General features: G+C 60.0%; 20 protein-coding genes and 1 tRNA gene. 11 read left to right on the top strand and 10 right to left on the bottom strand.

Annotation, left to right across the window (positions count from 1 at the left end; translation table 11 throughout):
* Positions 1–160: 160 nt before the first annotated feature.
* Entirely contained in the window at positions 161–703 is a 543-nt protein-coding gene (locus ASF70_RS07325) for a transglutaminase-like cysteine peptidase (RefSeq protein WP_244474020.1), read from the top strand.
* A 125-nt stretch (positions 704–828) separates the two neighbouring features.
* On the opposite strand, the gene mbfA is transcribed toward ASF70_RS07325, so the two are convergent.
* Positions 829–1,812: an iron exporter MbfA gene (gene mbfA, locus ASF70_RS07320; protein WP_062578723.1), complete on the bottom strand. Its 984-nt coding sequence runs from the start codon at positions 1,810–1,812 to the stop codon at positions 829–831.
* Positions 1,813–2,066: 254 nt separating this feature from the next.
* On the opposite strand from mbfA, the gene ASF70_RS07315 reads away from it, so the two are divergent.
* The gene (locus tag ASF70_RS07315) at positions 2,067–3,173 is read left to right on the top strand and encodes a TRAP transporter substrate-binding protein (RefSeq protein ID WP_062580107.1); all 1,107 of its coding nucleotides are present in this window, start codon (positions 2,067–2,069) and stop codon (positions 3,171–3,173) included.
* Between the two features lie 161 nt (positions 3,174–3,334).
* Positions 3,335–4,435 carry a TRAP transporter substrate-binding protein gene (locus ASF70_RS07310; RefSeq protein WP_062578721.1) on the top strand — a complete coding sequence of 367 codons (1,101 nt, stop codon included), beginning with the start codon at positions 3,335–3,337 and terminating at the stop codon, positions 4,433–4,435.
* A 93-nt stretch (positions 4,436–4,528) separates the two neighbouring features.
* Here ASF70_RS07310 and ASF70_RS24310 read toward each other — a convergent pair whose 3' ends face one another.
* Entirely contained in the window at positions 4,529–4,696 is a 168-nt protein-coding gene (locus ASF70_RS24310; protein ID WP_165699867.1) for a hypothetical protein, read from the bottom strand.
* A 142-nt stretch (positions 4,697–4,838) separates the two neighbouring features.
* Between ASF70_RS24310 and ASF70_RS07305 the strand changes: the two genes are divergently transcribed.
* The gene (locus ASF70_RS07305) at positions 4,839–5,456 is read left to right on the top strand and encodes a TetR/AcrR family transcriptional regulator (protein ID WP_062578719.1); all 618 of its coding nucleotides are present in this window, start codon (positions 4,839–4,841) and stop codon (positions 5,454–5,456) included.
* A 144-nt stretch (positions 5,457–5,600) separates the two neighbouring features.
* Positions 5,601–6,746 carry an MFS transporter gene (locus ASF70_RS07300; protein ID WP_062578717.1) on the top strand — a complete coding sequence of 382 codons (1,146 nt, stop codon included), beginning with the start codon at positions 5,601–5,603 and terminating at the stop codon, positions 6,744–6,746.
* A gap of 40 nt (positions 6,747–6,786) precedes the next feature.
* Here the strand turns inward: ASF70_RS07300 and ASF70_RS07295 are convergent, their stop codons facing one another.
* Together ASF70_RS07295 and ASF70_RS07290 are read right to left on the bottom strand one after the other, a co-directional pair.
* The gene (locus ASF70_RS07295) at positions 6,787–7,308 is read right to left on the bottom strand and encodes a GNAT family N-acetyltransferase (protein WP_062578715.1); all 522 of its coding nucleotides are present in this window, start codon (positions 7,306–7,308) and stop codon (positions 6,787–6,789) included.
* Between the two features lie 18 nt (positions 7,309–7,326).
* Positions 7,327–7,905, bottom strand: a complete 579-nt coding sequence (locus ASF70_RS07290) for a helix-turn-helix transcriptional regulator (RefSeq protein ID WP_062578713.1) — start codon at positions 7,903–7,905, stop codon at positions 7,327–7,329.
* Between the two features lie 172 nt (positions 7,906–8,077).
* Here ASF70_RS07290 and ASF70_RS07285 point away from each other — a divergent pair, with 172 nt between their 5' ends.
* The 3 genes from ASF70_RS07285 to ASF70_RS07275 all read left to right on the top strand — a co-directional run bounded on the left by ASF70_RS07285 (position 8,078) and on the right by ASF70_RS07275 (position 14,387).
* Positions 8,078–9,325 (top strand): MFS transporter, encoded by a 1,248-nt coding sequence (locus ASF70_RS07285; protein WP_062578711.1) that lies wholly within the window; start codon positions 8,078–8,080, stop codon positions 9,323–9,325.
* A 72-nt stretch (positions 9,326–9,397) separates the two neighbouring features.
* Positions 9,398–11,221 (top strand): translation elongation factor 4, encoded by a 1,824-nt coding sequence (gene lepA, locus ASF70_RS07280; protein WP_062454104.1) that lies wholly within the window; start codon positions 9,398–9,400, stop codon positions 11,219–11,221.
* Positions 11,222–11,441: 220 nt separating this feature from the next.
* Positions 11,442–14,387 (top strand): PAS domain-containing protein, encoded by a 2,946-nt coding sequence (locus ASF70_RS07275; RefSeq protein WP_062578710.1) that lies wholly within the window; start codon positions 11,442–11,444, stop codon positions 14,385–14,387.
* Between the two features lie 52 nt (positions 14,388–14,439).
* Here the strand turns inward: ASF70_RS07275 and ASF70_RS07270 are convergent, their stop codons facing one another.
* The 3 genes from ASF70_RS07270 to ASF70_RS07260 all read right to left on the bottom strand — a co-directional run bounded on the left by ASF70_RS07270 (position 14,440) and on the right by ASF70_RS07260 (position 15,455).
* Positions 14,440–14,691: a hypothetical protein gene (locus ASF70_RS07270; protein ID WP_062454106.1), complete on the bottom strand. Its 252-nt coding sequence runs from the start codon at positions 14,689–14,691 to the stop codon at positions 14,440–14,442.
* 155 nt (positions 14,692–14,846) lie between these two features.
* Complete coding sequence (locus tag ASF70_RS07265; protein ID WP_062454107.1) at positions 14,847–15,140, bottom strand: hypothetical protein; 294 nt, start codon at positions 15,138–15,140, stop codon at positions 14,847–14,849.
* Positions 15,141–15,266: 126 nt separating this feature from the next.
* Positions 15,267–15,455, bottom strand: coding sequence for a YegP family protein (locus ASF70_RS07260; RefSeq protein ID WP_062454108.1), 189 nt, complete (start codon positions 15,453–15,455; stop codon positions 15,267–15,269).
* 50 nt (positions 15,456–15,505) lie between these two features.
* Here ASF70_RS07260 and ASF70_RS07255 point away from each other — a divergent pair, with 50 nt between their 5' ends.
* The 3 genes from ASF70_RS07255 (at position 15,506) to ASF70_RS07245 (ending at position 16,921) form a co-directional block, all read left to right on the top strand.
* Positions 15,506–16,414: an NAD(P)-dependent oxidoreductase gene (locus tag ASF70_RS07255; protein WP_062578708.1), complete on the top strand. Its 909-nt coding sequence runs from the start codon at positions 15,506–15,508 to the stop codon at positions 16,412–16,414.
* 17 nt (positions 16,415–16,431) lie between these two features.
* Complete coding sequence (locus tag ASF70_RS07250) at positions 16,432–16,743, top strand: SelT/SelW/SelH family protein (protein ID WP_062578706.1); 312 nt, start codon at positions 16,432–16,434, stop codon at positions 16,741–16,743.
* A gap of 91 nt (positions 16,744–16,834) precedes the next feature.
* Positions 16,835–16,921: transfer RNA gene (locus ASF70_RS07245), tRNA-Leu, on the top strand.
* A gap of 123 nt (positions 16,922–17,044) precedes the next feature.
* Here the strand turns inward: ASF70_RS07245 and ASF70_RS07240 are convergent.
* From ASF70_RS07240 to ASF70_RS07230, 3 genes are all read right to left on the bottom strand, one after another.
* On the bottom strand, positions 17,045–17,413 hold the full coding sequence (locus ASF70_RS07240) for a hypothetical protein (RefSeq protein ID WP_062454111.1): 369 nt from the start codon (positions 17,411–17,413) through the stop codon (positions 17,045–17,047).
* A 103-nt stretch (positions 17,414–17,516) separates the two neighbouring features.
* Positions 17,517–18,365, bottom strand: coding sequence for an NlpC/P60 family protein (locus tag ASF70_RS07235; RefSeq protein WP_062578703.1), 849 nt, complete (start codon positions 18,363–18,365; stop codon positions 17,517–17,519).
* Between the two features lie 48 nt (positions 18,366–18,413).
* Positions 18,414–18,767 carry a MarR family winged helix-turn-helix transcriptional regulator gene (locus tag ASF70_RS07230; RefSeq protein ID WP_062578701.1) on the bottom strand — a complete coding sequence of 118 codons (354 nt, stop codon included), beginning with the start codon at positions 18,765–18,767 and terminating at the stop codon, positions 18,414–18,416.
* Positions 18,768–18,833: the final 66 nt, after the last annotated feature.

The following is an 18,833-nucleotide window of genomic DNA, read 5'->3' as shown; positions in this document are numbered from 1 at the left end:
AGTTTTAATGAAGATTAACAAAACCTGAACGATTGACTTGACCCCCATTCGGCCCTTAACTTTTCGTTAGGACTTTAAGGGACGGGTCATGATGAAAGCCTTGCTGGTACGGCGCTTTGCGGTGATCCTTTTGTGCGCGCTGGTGCCTGCGGGCGCCGCAATGCCGGCTCCGCGGTCGATTGCATCGATGGTGACCGGTGACGTGACGTCGCAACCGATCGGCCATTTTGAGTTCTGCCAGCGCCTCCCCGCGGAATGTTCTCTGAAGAGCCGGTCGGCGCCCGCTCCCAAACTCAACGAAGACAGCTGGCAAACGGTTCGCCGGATCAACCTGGAAGTCAACGAGCGCTATATCGCCAAGACCGACATGGATGCTTACGGTCGGGAAGAGTTCTGGACCTATCCGACCATCTTCGCCGACTGCGAGGATTTCGCGTTGCAGAAGCGCAAGGAACTGGCCGAAGCAGGCTTCAGTTATTCCGACCTTCTGATGACGGTCGTGCGCAAGCCGGATGGAGAAGGTCACGCCGTTCTGACGCTTCGCACTGCGGATGGAGATTTCATTCTCGACAATCTTGATAACGATGTCCTGCCCTGGACAGCCACGCATTACACGTTCCTGAAGCGCCAGGCTTCGTTCAACGCAGGGCGTTGGGTCACCATCGAAAATGGCCGCGACCTTCTCGTCGGCGCTCTCCGGTAGAGCCGGCTTGCAGACGACGGGCCGTATCAACCGGTCGAAATGACAAGACCCGCCCTGCTTTTGCAGCGGCGGGTCTTCTTTTTTGCTGTCGATGCGCCGGCTGCGGCGAACCGATAACCTGCGCCTTATCCATTGCCGATCAGGATACCGGCGGCCAGGACCAGCGAGCCGCCGAACACGACCTGGAAGACAGCCTTGAAGAACGGTGTCTCCATGTAACGGTTCTGGATGAAGGCAATCGCCCAGAGTTCGAAGAAGACGATGATCGCCGCAACGATGGTGGCCGTCCAGAAATGCGGAATGAGATAGGGTAGTGTATGGCCGAGGCCGCCGATCGCGGTCATGATGCCTGAGGCAAATCCGCGCTTGATGGGGGAGCCGCGACCGGAAATCTTGCCATCGTCGTGTGCCGCTTCGGTAAAGCCCATCGAGATACCCGCACCGACCGATGCGGACAGACCGATCAGGAAGGTCGACCAGGTATCGCCCGTGGCGAATGCTGCCGCAAAGATCGGCGCCAGTGTCGAAACCGAACCGTCCATAAGGCCGGCAAGCCCTGGCTGGACATAGGTCAGGATAAACTGACGCCGGGCAGACAGGTCTTCTTCCGAACGCGTTTCCTCGGTTACGTGCTTTTCGCCGAGCATCCGGGCGATGTCTTCATGCCCGTCCTCTGCCAAGGCCAGATCGCCCAGGAGCTGCCGCGTCGAGGCATCCGATACCCTTTTGGCGGCCTCGCGATAGAACCGTGCCGCCTGGCGCTCCATCGCTTCCGTCTGTTCGCGGATCTTGTCGAGCGGCAGATTGCGCATGAGCCAGTCTGGCTTGCGGGCGTAAAATCCCTGCACATGCTCTCTGCGGATCAGCGGAATGTTCTCGCCGAAGCGGGAGCGAAACATCTGGATCAGCATGTTCTTGTGGGTCTGCTCGACCTCGGCCATGTCCTCGAACACCTTTGCGGAGCTCGGATATGCCTCTTTCAGGTTCTTCGCGTAGGAGAGATAGATGCGCGCGTCCTCCTCTTCCGACGAGATGGCAAGAGCGAGGATTTCCTCTTCGCTCAGCGACAAAAACGCCCGGCGGGACCCGGGCACCAAACGAGTGAACATCGAAGCTCCTTATTAGAATAATTCTAACCTAACTTTTTTGTGTGAAAGTTCAAGTCACTCCAAACCGTGCCCTTTGATCCGTTTGAGAAAAAAAATCGCGCGCAATATTCGCAAACCAATGCTGCAGCGCAACGCAACTTCCTGCACTTTTTACTTGCCGGTGACGAAATGATCGGATTAAGAGCAGACGCCGGTGAGGACCGGTGAAATGAAGTTACCGGCCGTCAAGGGCCAGTCAGAAAGGCATGACCCGTATGAACCGCAGACATTTCTTTCGGCAGGCAGGGACCGCCGGAATCGGCGCAGTTGCAGCCGGGGCTTTGGCCGCTCCCGCGATCGCGCAGGAAAGCCCCAAGCTCACCTGGAGGATGACATCCTCCTTTACCAAGAACACCGACATCCTCTGGGCCGCATCCACCGATATCGCGCAAAGCGTCAAGGAAGCGACGGACGGCAACTTCACCATCCACACATTCGCGGCCGGCGAAATTGTGCCCGGCCTTCAGGCGGCAGACGCTGTTTCCAACGGCACCGTCGAAATGGCGCATACCTGCTCCTACTATTACATTGGCAAGGATCCGACATTCGCGCTCGGGACGTCGGTGCCCTTCGGTCTTAATGCCCGCCAGACGAACTCCTGGTTCTCGATCGGCGGCGGCAACGACCTGCTCAACGAATTCCTCGGCAACTACAATCTCTATGCGCTGCCGGCCGGCAATACGGGTGCCCAGATGGGTGGCTGGTTCCGCAAGGAGATCAACACGATCGACGACCTGAAGGGTCTGAAGATGCGCATCGCCGGTCTTGCCGGCCAGGTGATGACCAAGCTCGGCGTCACGCCGCAGCAGATCGCCGGCGGCGACGTCTATGCGGCGCTGGAAAAGGGCACGATCGACGCGACCGAATTCGTCGGTCCCTATGACGATCAGAAGCTCGGCTTCGTGAAGGTCGCGAAATACTACTACTATCCGGCATGGTGGGAAGGCGGCCCGGCCGTCCACGCGTTCTTCAACCGCGACAAGTTCAACAGCCTGCCGAAGAGCTACCAGCGCATTTTGAAAGATGCCTGCGCCAACGCCAACATGAACATGCTGGCGCGCTACGATGCGAGCAACGCCAAGGCGCTGCGTCAGCTGGTGTCGGAAGGCGCCGTGCTGAAGGCATTCAACCAGCAGATCCTCGATGCCAGCTATGCGGCGGCACAGGAAACCTATGCAGAGCTCACGGCCAAGAACGCTGCCTTCAAGAAGATCTACGACAGCCAGCAGGCCTTCAAGAAGGATGCCTATCTCTGGGCGCAGATCGCCGATTACACCTACGACACATTCATGATGATCCAGCAGCGCAACGGCAAGCTTTGATCATCAAGCGCACCTGCTCAATCGAGAACCCCGGCCCAGCCCGGGGTTTTCCTTTTGCGGCAAGGCAAACACTGTCGATTCCTCTTGTCGGAGCCGGGAGAAGAGCTTTAAGACCAAGACGGCTTGAACGAGATTTTTCAGACATCTCAGGAGGATATTTCATGGATCGCAGACGTTTCCTGCACAATGCTACCACTGCCGGCATCGGCGCCGCGGCTGCCGCTTTGGCCACGCCGGCGATCGCCCAGGAGCGTCCGAAGATCACCTGGCGGTTGACATCGTCCTTTCCAAAGAGCCTGAACATCATCTTCGATGCGGCGACCCAGATCGCCAACAGCGTCAAGAATTCGACGGACGGCAATTTCACCATTCAGACCTATGGCGCCGGTGAACTGGTGCCGCCGCTGCAGGCCGCCGACGCGGTTGCCAATGGCACCGTCGAGATGGCGCATACCTGTTCCTACTATTATATCGGCCAGGATCCCGCCTTTGCGCTCGGCACCGCCATTCCGTTCGGCCTCAACGCCCGCATGACGAATGCCTGGTTCCTCAACGGCGGCAATGATCTGATCAACGAATTCCTTGCGCCGCGTGGCCTTTACGCACTGCCCGCCGGCAATAGCGGCACCCAGATGGGCGGCTGGTTCCGCAAGGAGATCAACACGATCGACGACCTGAAGGGCCTGAAGATGCGTATTGCTGGCCTTGCCGGCCAGGTGATGCAGAAGGTCGGCGTGACGCCCCAGCAGATTGCCGGCGGCGATGTCTATGCAGCGCTCGAAAAGGGCACGATCGATGCGACCGAATTCGTCGGTCCGTATGACGATCAGAAGCTCGGCTTCGTCAAGGTCGCCAAATACTACTACTACCCGGCATGGTGGGAAGGCGGCCCGGCCATGCATGCCTTCTTCAACCTGGAAAAATTCAACAGCCTGCCGAAGAGCTACCAGCAGATCCTGACCGATGCCTGCGCGGCAGCCAACATGAGCATGCTTGCCAATTACGACGCCCATAACGCTGTCGCTTTGAAGAAATTGGTTGGCGAAGGCGCGATCCTGAAAGCGTTCAACCGCGACATTCTGGATGTGTGTTTCAAGGCCGCGATGGAAACCTATGCCGAGCTTTCCCAGAAGAGCCCGGCCTTCAAGAAGATCTACGATCACCAGCAGGCGTTCAAGAAGGATTCCTATCTCTGGGCGCAGGTTGCTGAATACAGCTACGACACGTTCATGATGATGCAGCAGCGGGCAGGCACGCTCTGAGCATCGAGTAAAACGACGAAAGCCCCGCACGCGACGGGGCTTTCAAAACTGCTGAGAGCTTCGGCCTATCTCTTCAGACGGGCCTCAATGACCTTAGCTACCGGTATTCGGTCGATTGCTGCCGACATTGGTATTTGTCGACGCGGTCTTCCCGTCGGCGGTCTGGCCGTAATAGGTACCACCGAGGTGGCCGCCGGAACTGGTGTTTTCCACCTGGCGTTCTGCGCGCTTTACGGTCTGTTCTACGTCACTCTTGCTCATAATGTCCTCCAGCTTTGGGGTTGGTGACAATCTTCCAACTCGCCTTTCGGCGATGTGTTCCTCAGAAAACCGACATCCCTCTTGACGCAAACATGATGCGCGCCTATTTGGGAACGATCGTTTCCTAATTAGGCATTTCACTATGACGATCGAAACCCTCACCGATACTGCTCGAACGGCAGGCCGGCCGCGCGAGTTCGAAATCGAAGCGGCGCTGGACAAGGCGATCGTCGTGTTTTCCGAGCAGGGTTATCACGCGACGTCGATTGCGGACCTCAAGGACGCGATGGGGCTGACGGCCGGAAGCCTCTACAAGGCGTTCAAGGACAAGAAGGCGATCTTTCTCGCCTCCTTCGATCGCTACAAGCAGGTGCGCAACGCAGCCCTTGCAGACGCGATAGCCGTTGGCGGCAACGGCCGCGACCGCATGCGTCTTGCGCTGCATCACTATGCAAACTCGGCGTATGGCGAACTTGGCCGACGCGGATGCCTCGTCGTCGGCGCTGCCGTCGAACTTGCGCTTTTCGATCTCGAAACGGATCAGCGCGTGAAACTATCGCAAGCCCGGATTGAAGGTCTGTTCGAAAACCTGGTTCGGGAGGGCCAGGCGGACGGATCGATTTCGGATCGGAGCGATCCCGAAGTGACGGCGCAGTTCTTCTATGCCGTGATTCAGGGTCTGCGGATCGCGGGTAAGGCCGGACAGGGCCAGGAACGTGCCATCGCCACCGTGGAAACCGCGCTCAGAATTCTCGACTGACAACACGTCTGTTTTCTCCCTCCCCTTTTCTTCTCCCAAGAGCCAGCCATGACATCTCCAGTTCCTTCTCCCGCTCGTCGGGCTTCGCCGGACGCCGAAACGGCGGCCACATCGCCAAGCGCAGCGCCCACCCTCTCCCCGGTAATGGCCTTCACCATGGCCGCCGCGGCCGGTCTGATCGCCGCCAACCTTTATTATGCGCAGCCGCTTGCGGGCCCGATTGCGGCATCGATCGGCCTTTCCGAAAGCGCCACCGGCCTGATCGTGACGCTGACGCAGATCGGCTATGGTCTCGGCCTGCTGTTCATGGTGCCACTCGGCGATCTCGTCGAGAACCGCCGGCTGATCATCCTGATGATTGCCGCCACGAGCGTTGCCCTGATCGCGGCCGGGCTTTCGACGACACCGCTTCCGTTTCTCGCGGCATCGCTGGCGATCGGCATCACCTCCACTGCGGTGCAGATGATCGTGCCGTTTGCGGCAAACCTTGCACCGGAGGAGAGCCGCGGCCGGGTCGTTGGAAATGTCATGAGCGGGCTGATGATCGGCATCATGATGGCGCGACCCGTCGCGAGCTTCATTGCAGGATTATCGTCGTGGCATACCGTGTTCTTCCTGTCGGCTGCGGTGATGGTTGCCGTCGGTCTGGTGCTGTCCTTCCGCCTGCCCAGGCGCATGCCGAAGACGACGCTTAGCTATCCCGGCCTGATCGCGTCCATGGGAAGGATCTACACGACGCAACCGCTCCTGCGCCGGCGGTCCTTCTACCAGTTCGCCCAGTTCTTCGCGTTCAGCCTGTTCTGGACTGTGACGCCGCTTCTCTTGGCAGGGCCGGCCTTCCAGCTGGGCCAGGGCGCCATCGCAATCTTCGCGCTTGTCGGTGTCGCCGGTGCGGTTGCTTCTCCGATCGCCGGGCGGTTGGCCGACCGCGGCCTCGGCAAGGCGGCAACCGCATTCGGCATCCTCGCTGTCGTTGCCGCCTTCCTGATCACCCATGTCGCGCCTGAAGGTTCGACCTTTGCGCTGGTGATGCTGGGTTTGGCCGCCATCGCGCTCGATTTCGGCGTGTCGATGACGCTGGTGATCGGCCAGCGGTCGATCTACGGCCTTGATGCTGAGCTGCGCAGCCGCCTGAACGGCCTCTTCATGGCCACCTTCTTTGTCGGCGGAGCACTGGGTTCGGCAATCGGCGCCTGGGCCTTTGCCCAAGGCGGCTGGCTCGCCGCATCGGCGATCGGTCTCGCCCTGCCGGCCGCAGCCTTTGTTTATTTCCTCACGGAAAAACGATGACGAGATATGGCCCGCTTGTTTTGCGGGCCACTTACGGCGCTTACCCGATGCGCTTGTAAAACAGCGTTGTGCCGCAAAGGCCGCCTTGCGGCCACAGGGCGTAGTCGGGAATGACGCCGACGCGTTCCCAGCCGAACCGGGGATAGATGCGTTCCGCGTCGCTGCCGGTTGCGGTGTCCAGCACCAGAAGCGTGCGTCCCTGCCGTGCTGCTTCCGCTTCGACGGCCTCCATCAGCTTGCGCGAAAGGCCAAGGCCGCGGGCATCGTGATGGACGAGGAGTTTCATCAGGTCGCCCCGATGCGGCTGGTTCGGCTTCGACGCAAGACCGATCTGGACGGTGCCGACCGCCCGCCCCTCGACCTCTGCGACAGCCAGAATGATGGCACCCTTTTCCACCTCGTCTGCGATACCATTCCAGTATCCGGTGGCATCCTCAGGCGCGAATGGCAGCATGAAGCCCAGCGATGCGCCGCCATTGATGCAGTCGGACAGGATGTCACTGAGATCGGGGATCGCCTCGCGGGTGGCGTCGGCATCGAGAATACGGATGGTCGGGGTCATTGTTTGCTCCTGTGGCGGTCAGCGGCCGCGGTTGAGGATCACCGCGTAGCGGGCGGGGCGATCACTCGGATTGTGGAATTCGAAGGCGTCGCCGATATCCATGAACAGGCAGTCGCCGGGCATGAGACGGTGGGTCACGTCCGGAAGCACCATGTTCAGTTCCCCCTCGAACAGCCAGACATGCTGGGTCATGATCCGGCTTTCCTCCCGCGGCGGAAAACTCACACGTGCGCCGGCCGGAAATTCCACCTCGACGATATCGACCGGTGTCGGCATGCCTGGCGGCGAGACGGAGCGACGCAGATATCCGGTCGTCGGGTCGCGCCACAGCCTTTGCTCGGTCTTCTTCGACAGAGGTGATGATGACGGCTCGTCTGGCGCAAAGAAGGTGGAGAGGCTTTGACCCAAGCCTTCGCAGAGCCGTGCCAGAAGCGCCGCCGTCGGGCTCGCCTCCGCCCGTTCTATGCGCGAGATCATCGCTCGGCTGACACCGGAACGCAGCGACAGTTCGTCCAACGTCAGTCCTGCGGAAGCCCGCAGCGCCTTCAGCCTTTCGCCAATTGCCAGTTCGATTTCGCCGTCTAAATTTTCCATCATCAAAGATATAAATTCTCTTTTAATGGAATCAAGCGAATTGCGAAGGCCGGATGAATTTTACAGGTGATGGCGTTTCCGCGATAGCGAATGTCCTATTCGATACGCTATGGATCGTCGACCAAGGCAGCCGCGACGGAAGCGCCGAGGGTCCACTAAAATCAGGGATTTCGCAATGAACGGACAAGCGGCTGTCTCGCCCTTTTCAATCGCCAGCATCGTCGTCTCGATGACGATCGCCGCGATCGGAAGCGGCATCATGTTCGCCTATGTGCCGTTCATGCTGACAAGGTCGGAAACGCCCTGGGCGGCAGGTGCTGCGGTGACGGCCGTCGCATTCGGCGGGCTCGTCGGTTGCGTGCTCGGCGGACCGCTGATCAAGCGCGTTGGACATGCGCGGCTGTTTGCCTGCTCGATGGCAATGGTCATCATTGCAGCCGTGCTGATTGCCGCCGACCTTCCGGCCTATATCTGGATTTTTGCACGCGGCATTTATGGCGCCGCTGCCAACGTCAACTTCATCATCGCCCAGAGCTGGCTCAATCACGCTGCCTCCAACGAGTGGCGCGGTAAGGCGATGTCGTTCTTCTACATGGCCTATGTTCTGGGCCTCGGCTGCGGCAACTGGATCTTCGGCCAGATCCCGACCGACGGCAATCTTGCGCCGTTGGCGGTGGTTTTCTTTACCGCGCTTGCGATCCTGCCAATCGGGCTGACCCGCCTGCCGAACCCGCCGGCCCCGGCGCGCGTCAATGTCGATATCAAGATGGCCTGGAAGATCTCGCCGGTCGGGCTGGTCGGCGTGCTTGCCTCGGGCGGTCTTTCGATGGTGGTGCAGGGCTTCCTGCCGATCTATGCCTCGACCAACAACGTGTCGCAGACCGATGTCGCGATGCTGATGTTCGTGATGCAGACCGGGCTTTTGTTCGTGCAGTATCCGCTCGGCATCCTGTCGGACCGGATGGACCGACGCTATGTGCTTCTAATCACCTGCGTGCTCATCGTGTTTGCCGGTTTCGGAGCGTTTTTCTCCTCCTTCTCGCATCTCTATCTCCTGATGATCATGTTCCTGATCTTCGGGGGTTCTGTCGAGACGGTGTATTCGGTGGCAAACGCCCACGCCAACGACCGCGCCGACCCCGGCGATTTCGTGCCGCTCTCCTCGACCCTTCTCGTTGCATGGTCGACGGCCGCGACGATCGTGCCGCTCGCGGTCACGATGCTGACACCTATTCTCGGCGGAAAAACCTTCATCGTCGCGGCGATGGCGGTGGCTGTCGTCTATGGCCTGTTCGTGCTGCAGCGCCTGAAAGAACGCGGTCCGGCACCCGAGGCGGAGCGTGAGAGCCATGAAGTGCGCAGCGCCCAGCTTCCCAATGCAGCGGCGCTGACCGAACCCGGGGCTGTAAATCCCGGAAATTAACGCCTTTCATCCTCAACGAAAGGTTATCTTCCCTCTTTGCGGCAGACACGGGCGCTGCTATATGCGCGAGCCATGAGCACCAATTCCCGCACGCCGCTTGACCATATCCGCAATTTCTCGATCGTGGCGCATATCGACCACGGCAAATCGACGCTCGCCGATCGTCTAATCCAGACGACCGGCGGCCTTGCCGAACGCGACATGTCCGAGCAGGTTCTCGATTCGATGGATATCGAGCGCGAGCGCGGCATCACCATCAAGGCACAGACCGTGCGCCTGCACTACAAGGCGAATAACGGCGAGACCTACGTTCTCAACCTGATCGACACGCCCGGCCACGTCGACTTCGCCTACGAAGTGTCGCGTTCGCTGTCGGCCTGCGAAGGTTCGCTGCTGGTCGTCGATGCGTCACAGGGCGTCGAAGCGCAGACGCTTGCCAACGTCTATCAGGCGATCGACAACAATCACGAGATCGTCACGGTCCTCAACAAGATCGACCTGCCGGCCGCCGAGCCCGACCGCATCCGCGACCAGATCGAGGAAGTGATCGGCATCGACGCCAGCCAGGCCGTGCTGATCTCGGCAAAGACCGGCCTCGGCATTCCCGACGTTCTGGAAGCCATCGTCCACCAGCTGCCCCCGCCGAAGAGCGAGATGGGCGACAAGGGTCCGCTGAAGGCGCTGCTGGTCGACAGCTGGTACGACACCTATCTCGGCGTCATGGTTCTCGTTCGCATCCTTGATGGCGTGCTGACCAAGGGCCAGACCATCCGCATGATGGGCACCGATGCCAAGTATCAGGTGGAACGCGTCGGCGTTCTGACGCCGAAGATGCTGGCCGTCGATAGTCTCGGCCCGGGCGAGATCGGTTTCTTCACCGGCTCGATCAAGGAAGTGGCCGATACGCGCGTCGGCGATACCATTACCGAAGACAAGAAGCCGACCGCCAAGGCACTTCCGGGCTTCAAGCCTGCGCAGCCGGTCGTGTTCTGCGGCCTGTTCCCGGTCGATGCGGCCGATTTCGAAGACCTGCGTGCCGCGATGGGCAAGCTGCGCCTCAACGACGCTTCGTTCTCGTTCGAGATGGAATCGTCTGCGGCTCTGGGCTTCGGTTTCCGTTGCGGCTTCCTCGGACTGCTGCATCTCGAAATCATCCAGGAGCGTCTGGAACGCGAGTTCAACCTCGATCTGATCGCAACCGCGCCTTCGGTGGTCTATCAGCTGACCATGACCGACGGTTCCGAGCGCGAGCTGCACAACCCGGCCGACATGCCTGATGTCGTCAAGATCTCGGAAATCCGCGAACCTTGGATCAAGGCGACGATCCTGACCCCGGACGACTATCTCGGCGGCATCCTGAAGCTTTGTCAGGACCGCCGCGGCATCCAGACCGAGCTTACCTATGTGGGCAAGCGCGCGATGCTGACCTATGAACTGCCGCTCAACGAAGTGGTGTTCGATTTCTACGACCGTTTGAAGTCGATCTCCAAGGGCTATGCCTCGTTCGACTACCACCTGCACGGCTATCAGGAGGGCAACCTCGTGAAGATGTCGATCATGGTGAATGGCGAGCCTGTCGACGCGCTGTCGATGCTGGTGCACCGGACTGCTGCCGAAAAGCGAGGCCGCGACATGTGCGAGAAGCTGAAGGATCTGATCCCCAGGCACATGTTCAAGATCCCGATCCAGGCAGCCATCGGCGGCAACGTGATTGCCCGCGAGACGATTTCTGCGATGCGCAAGGACGTGACGGCGAAGTGCTACGGCGGCGACGCCACCCGCAAGCGCAAGCTGCTCGACAAGCAGAAGGAAGGCAAGAAGCGCATGCGGCAGTTCGGCAAAGTCGACATTCCGCAGGAAGCATTCATTGCAGCGCTGAAGATGAAAGACGATTGATTTGCACAGGGGCTGGTTCGAAAGAACCGGCCCTTTTTCCTCGCCGAATGCTCGGTCAGCCGGATCATTTCGGGACAGGAATCAAAAGATCTGGGCCGGACCGCGATAAACGAACATATCGCGCCGTCCAAAGTTTGATAATCTGCAAAAATTGCTTTGAAAACCGCCGATTGACGGCATATTACCGGCGCCTATTCCATCACACGCATTTGGTGACGTCATGAACTATCAGGTCGTATCCGCGCATTGGCCTATTGGCGGAGGCGAGACCGGCGAGCTCATACGCCAGTTCGACTGGACGAAGACGTCTCTCGGGATGATCAAAGACTGGCCTTCGCATCTGCGGATCAAGGTCAACTCGATGGTCAATTCGCCGATCCCGCAGGTTTTGATGTGGGGCGACGATCATGTGATGATCTACAATGACGGCTACAAGGAGATTGCCGGGGATTATCATCCACGCGCGCTCGGCGACAAAGTTTCCGCTGTCTGGCCGGAAATCTGGGAGTGGAACAAGACAATCCTTGAAGCCGGCTTTCGGGGAGAGGTCCAGTCCTTCCGCGACCAGGTCATGGTGCTGAACCGTCATGGATCGCCTGAGGATGTCGTCTTCGACCTGTTCTACACGCCGATCTACGACGAAACCGGCAAGGTAGACGGTGTCCTGTGCACGGTGCTCGAAAACACCGAGAAGGTGCACGCGCTGAACGCCTTGGCTCAGAGCCAGGAAGAGCTCAGCCGCCTTACCAACGCGCTCCCCATCCTCGTCGGGTTCCTCGACCGCGACCATGTCTATCGCTTCGCCAATGACGGTTATCAGGAGTGGTTCGGACTTGCCGCCAGCGACGTGATTGGCAAGCATGCCGCGGAGGTGATCGGCAACGCCTATTACGCCGCCCGCATACCATTGCTTCAAAAAGCGCTCTCCGGCGAACGGGTGATCACGGACACGGTGATCAAACGTCCTGACGGAGAAGAACGGACAGCCGAAATCCGCTACGTTCCGCGCTTCACCTCCAAGGGTGAGATCGACGGCATCTATGTGCTGATCATCGATATCGAGGACCGCAAACAATCCGAGAACGCACTTCGTCGCAGCAATGAACGGTTCCGGGCCGCGGTCGCGGCCATCCATGGCGTGCTGTGGACCAACACCGCCGACGGCCGGATGCTGGGCGAACAGACGGCCTGGGCCACGCTGACCGGCCAGCGTTTCGAGGAATACCAGGACTACGGCTGGGCAGATGCCGTGCATCCCGACGATCGGGAAGGTTCGGTCGCCAGCTGGCAGGCTGCCGTCGCGTCCAAATCCACCTATGTCTGGGAACATCGCGTCCGCCGCCATGACGGCCTCTACCGTACCTTTGCCATCCGCGGCGTGCCGATCATCGGCTCCTCGGGCGACATCGAGGAATGGGTCGGTGTCCATACCGATATCACCGAGCAGCGGGAAGCCGAATCGAACCTGCAGGACCATGCCAGCAACCTGGAACGGCAGGTCCGCCACCGCCTGCGGGCAGAGGAACAGCTGAGACAGCTGAACGAAAGCCTGGAAGCCCGCGTCGAATCGGAGATCGCCGAGAGGCGCCAGGCCGAACGGGCATTGCAGCAGGCGCAGAAGATGGAATCGATCGGTCAGCTGACCGGGGGCGTTGCGCATGACTTCAACAACCTGTTGCAGGTCGTTGCCGGCAATCTTCAGCTCCTGGCCAAGGACATTGTCGGCAATGCACAGGCGGAACGGCGTGTCGGCAATGCGCTTGCCGGCGTCAGCCGCGGTGCAAAGCTTGCCAGCCAGTTGCTGGCTTTCGGCCGCCGGCAGGCGCTGGAGCCACGCGTCATCAACATCAGCCGCTTTATTGCCGGAATGGACGATCTGCTGCGCCGGTCGCTCGGTGAGGCGGTTGAGGTCGAGGTAATTGCCAGCGGCGGGCTGTGGAACACCTATGCCGACCCGACGCAGGTCGAAAACGCGCTTCTGAACCTCGCAATCAACGCACGTGATGCGATGGAGGGGTCCGGCAAGTTGACGATTGAGGTGGGTAACGCCTTTCTCGACCAGGATTACGCCCGCACCCACGTGGAAGTCACGCCCGGTCAATACGTGATGCTGGCCGTGACGGACACGGGCGCCGGCATGGCGCCAGATATTCTCGATAAAGTGTTCGAGCCGTTCTTTTCCACCAAGCCAGAGGGCAAGGGAACCGGATTGGGACTGTCCATGGTCTACGGCTTCGTCAAGCAGTCCGGCGGGCATGTGAAGATCTACAGCGAGGTGAACGAGGGCACGACGGTGAAGGTCTACCTGCCGCGGTCCGTCGCCGATGAGGACCGCGAAGTGGTCGTCCAGGCCGGCCCGGTCGTCGGCGGCTCGGAAACCGTGCTGGTCGTGGAAGACGACGAGGCGGTACGCAACACCGTTTTCGAGACGCTGACCGATCTCGGCTACCGCGTCCTGACGGCAAAGGATGCACAGGCCGGCCTCAACGTGGTCGAGAGCGGCATTCCAATCGACGTCATCTTTACCGACGTCGTGATGCCGGGCCCTCTGAAGAGCCGCGAAATGGCGCGTCGCGCAAAGGAGCGCCTGCCGCATCTCGCGGTGCTATTCACCTCCGGCTACACTGAAAATTCCATCGTCCACGGCGGCATTCTGGATGCCGGTGTCGAGCTCTTGTCCAAACCCTATACCCGCGAGGCTTTGGCGCGCCGTATTCGCCATGTCATCGCCAACCAGAAGCAGGTGGACCAGGCGACCGCGCCCAGGGCGGAAACAGTCAAGCCCGTTGCCGAAGTTGCCGCCGCGACGCCGAAAACGCTGACGATCCTGCTGGTCGAAGACGACTTTCTGATCCGGGGAAACACGGCCGAGATGCTTGCCGAACTCGGCCATCAGGTAATCGAGGCTGGGACAGGAAAAGAAGCGCTGGTCGAGCTCGAAAGCAATTCGATCGATGTCCTGATCACCGATATCGGCCTGCCGGATACATTCGGCGGTGATCTGGCGGTGCGTGCCGTGGCGGAAAAGCCCGACCTGACCGTCGTGTTCGCAACGGGAGAGAGCCACAAGCCGGACAACGCGCCACCCGGCTCCCGCCTTCTGCAGAAGCCTTACAACGAGATGGACCTCGCGGCGGTTCTGGCAGGCGTCAACGCGGGTTCGTAGTCCGGATCCCCGCATGGCCGGGGCCTGTTGCCTGCATCACGCCCCGGCGGCTTCAATGTTTCGCCGGGAGAAAGGGATGCGGAAGGTCCGCCGGTGTGATCCAGACGCAGCCGTCAAATGCCACTTCCCCATGGTCCAGTTTGCGGCTGGCGATCGTCTCCATCAGGGAGAGCTTTGATCGCACGCTGCCGATTCCGTCATCGTTGAGGACCCGGACCGCCTGGCAGGTGGGGCCATCCCGCATCACGATCAACGTATGATGGCTGTTCTCGACGATTTTGTTTTCGATGGTAACGAGCTTCATGCTCTCTCCTTCGACAGACGGATAGGGTTGAGGCGTCATCGAAGGGTCGGCAAATTTGGTTAACAAAAGGTTAACGACACGGCGGCATTCCCCGCAAACGAAAAACCGCCCGTCCTTGCGGACGAGCGGTTCGATCGATGGTCTTTCCCTGCCTGTTACGGCTGGGTCGTACCGCCTGTTGCCGGTGCAGCAGGAGCCGGTGCGGCCGGAGCAGGTGCTGCTGGCGTTGCCGGAGCAGGTGCAGCCGGTTCCGTGACAGCAGGCGGCGTTGCGGTCGAGGATGTCGTGGCAGGATCGGTGGTTGAGCCACCCATCTGCGACCAGACAAACGCGCCGACGACGATAACTGCCAGAATGGCTACCCAGCCCATCCAGGAAGAGCTTTTGCGCGTCTCCGGGGTGGTGCGAAGGTCAGGGCGGGTGTTATTCGAGTTTGGATCGTAAGCCATGTTTGTTTCCTCCGTTTCAGCAGAGACAATGCGACCACAGGGAATTTGTTCCAAAGATCTGCGGATCGGACATTGTGTCTGCGCTAAAACCTTACGTTGGAATGCGGCAGACGAACGTTCAAACCGTCAAACGGTGGCGGTTGTACCGTCTTCGGTTGTGGCACCAGGCGCATTCTTCTTGATCGATTCGATCGCGTTGATTGCCGACGCCTTCTGCTTGTATCCTTCAGAGATAAACATCGTTTCGCCGTTCGACGCTTTGAAGCGAAAACGGAACTCGCCAGTCTTGTCCTTGTAGACCTGAAACTTGTACAATTTAGCCTCCCTCAGCTGACCCTAAACAAGAAGATGCCACTGGATAAGGGATGGAACAAGAGGGATATGCGCCTGCCATGAAGGAAACGGATTTGAACAAAGAGCGTGTCGGTATCGTCGGTCTTGGACGGATGGGAAGCGCCATGGCGACGCGCCTTGCACAACAGGGCTTCACTGTCACCGGATGGAGCCGAAGCGACGCTTTTGGTGCGCGGCAGAGGGCTCTCGGCATTGATGCCGTTGAAGACCTTTCCTCCCTAGCAGAGCGTTCCGACGTCATCATTCTTGCCCTGATCGACGATCAGGCGGTGCATGATGTGCTTAACACACTCGCGGCTACGGACCTTACGGGCAAGCTGATCGTCGATACCAGCACGGTCAACCCTATGACTCTGCGGAGCCACCAGGAGGCCATCGGTCGATCGGGTGCCGGCCTCCTCGACGCGCCGATCGCCGGCGGCCCGGAGATGCTGCTTCAGGGAAAGGTCGGGCTTTATATCGGCGGCTCGCCTGAAGACCACGAGCGCTTTCGGCCCGTTGCGGAAACGCTTTCCGACCGTGCGCTGCATGTGGGAAAACTCGGAGATGGCGCATCGGCCAAGCTCGTCAACAACATGATGCTGATGGGACTGTGGCAGAATCTCAAGGAGGCACTGCTGCTAGGCAAGAGCGCCGGCCTCTCTTCAGCGAAGATCCTCGAAATCCTTGCGGGAAGCCCGGCTGCGAGCCCGGCGATGAAGAGCAGGCTTCCTGTCATTTCAGGTGAGACGGACACGGTCGGGTTTCCTGTGTCGGGTGCGGTGAAGGATGCGCGGCTGGTGCGAGATTTCGCAGAGGAGCTCGGGATCTCCATCCCTGCGATCTCGGCGTCGCTTGCAAGCTTCGAGGCGGCATTGGACGCCGGCTATGGCGACGCAGACTTGGCGACCATGGTCAAACTGGTTGCCGACGCGGACTGAAACAGGAGTTCAGTTGCATGACCGACAAACCGCATATCACCATTTTATACTGCACCCAGTGCAACTGGCTGCTACGGGCGGGCTGGATGGCGCAGGAACTGCTGCAGACATTCGGTGATTCGCTGGGCGAGGTCGGGCTTATCCCAGGCACCGGCGGTGCATTCGAAATCCGCATCGACGGCGCGTTGATCTGGGAGCGCAAACGCGATGGCGGTTTTCCTGGTCCCAAGGAATTGAAGCAGCGGGTTCGCGATATCCTCGACCCCGACCGGGACCTTGGCCATATCGACCGACACCAAGCCAAAACCGAAGTCGACACCGCGGGTTAGGACGGTTTTTGAAAGTTTTTCGGGGCCTGACATGAAAACTTCAAAAACCCTGTTGACTTGACCCGGTGTCCCTCGTACATCGCTCTCCGTCGCCCAGATGGCGGAATTGGTAGACGCGCCAGCTTCAGGTGCTGGTACCCGAAAGGGTGTGGAGGTTCGAGTCCTCTTCTGGGCACCATTCCAATTTAGAAATATGCAGTTAGCTCGTGTGTGAGATCCTCACACGCGGATTTTCTGCTGTTGAAATTTTCGGATCTCAAGTAGTTCCTGCGGGTGGAATGAACGCGTAAACACCTCCGCTCTACTTCGGAAGATGCCGCGGGTTGATGCCTGGGACCCAGTGCGTATTCGGCATCTGCGTGCCCGTATAGCGAATGCCGTTGTTCGTTTCGCAGTGATACAGCCGCCGCGGCACGTCGTCCCAGAAGCGGGCGCCCGGCCCTGACCTCAATTCCGAGACGTAGCCGATATCACTGGTGCACGAATAGGAATCAGGATCCGACTTGACGAGGCTTTCCGTCGGTTTCACGCCGGGCAGGTTCTTGAAGAAGGTCTGGGGCGACTGGGTGAACACGTCGCCTTCCGCAGCCATCGTGTCATCAGGAACAAGGGCCGTTACGACTACCCCCATCAGCATCGCGGCTGGTAAAATCCATGCACCCTTCAGCATTTTTCTGTCCCTGTCGGTACTCTATCGCTTTCACGAAATAAGAGGTGCATCGCCAAGGTGCCAGCGGATGCGATCCCACATTTGCGTGATCGTTGCGCCCGGATCATGGAAAGCGGCGGTAATCTGTCGGCTGTCCATAGAGCCAGCCTATCCGCTCCACAGCGGCTTTGAAATTTTCGCGCGCCACAGTCATCGTGTGGCCGTTGGCGTGGAGCAGGGTTTCCGGGTCTTCCATGATACCGACATGGCCCTTCCAGAAGACGAGATCGCCGCGGCGGAGATCCTCGGCGTCGATTCTCTCACCGAAGGCTGCCTGCATGTCGCTGTCACGCGGTACCGGTTTGCCGATCATCGCCATCGACAGCTGGACGAGGCCGGAGCAGTCGATGCCGAAGCCTGTGCGGCCGCCCCAGAGATAGGGCGTTTCGAGGAACCTCAGAGCAACGGCGACATAGTCGTCGCCGGCGACTTCCGAGATCGGCAGGCAGTGGCTGGCGATCACGGCGCCGCCGCCGGCGAGCGTGAAATAGAGCGTGCCGCGGGTTTCGCTTTTCCCGACGACCGTCACGCGGCTGCCCATCGACAGTGCGCGAAGCGGCGGCTTGCGCAATTCCGGGCCCGGATAGACGAAGGTGCGCTGCGTGGCGATACGGTGCGTCGCCTGTTCGACGACATCGAGCATCACGTCCGGGAGGTAACCGACATAGCCATCCTGATCGGCCTGGACCCAGACGAAGCCGTCCTTGCGGTCGAAGACGCGCACGGTTTCCCCAAACAGCAGTTGCGTGTCGATCCCGCTTTCCACATCCGGTTTCGGGCGGAGCGGGGCAACGGGGACGGCGATTTGCGCTGCGACGCCCTGCACGAAACGAGCGGCATCGACGCGACCTTCGAGCGCCACATCGGCAAGATCGGCACGGAAGGCATGGAGGCGTCTGTCGAGATCGGTCATCTTTTTGTGTTCCAGGGTCAGATCGGAGTTATCAGCAGGTTCGTCGCACTATGCGGCAGCCGTGCGGCGGCTTTCACGGATGATGAGGTCGCCGAGATTTTCGAGGTAGAGGGCGCCGGCCACGGTCCGCTTTATCACGACATTGCGGCGATCGCGCTCGTCCCTCACCCGATCGACCAGACCGAGCGCACCCATCGTATCGAGTGCGCGGGTGATCACCGGCTTGGTGACGTCGAGGGTGGCGGCCAAGCCACGTACCGTGTGGGGCGGCGGCACGAGATAGATATGCAAGAGGATCGACAACTGGCGCAGGGTAAGATCCCGCTCGTCGCGCTTCACCTGTTCCAGCGAAACGCGATGCCAGAGGCCGAGTGCCTGCGTTGCGGTTAAGTCTGCGGCCATCCCGCCTCCAAGATTGCGTGTCGCGTCCATCTTAGGTGCGAGATCTTACCGCTTCGTTTGATGCCC

The organism is Rhizobium sp. Leaf321 (genome assembly GCF_001423215.1).
GTDB lineage: Bacteria > Pseudomonadota > Alphaproteobacteria > Rhizobiales > Rhizobiaceae > Neorhizobium > Neorhizobium soli.
The sequence above is the reverse complement of the archived record's forward strand: the minus strand, read 5'-3'. Positions and strand labels throughout refer to the sequence as shown.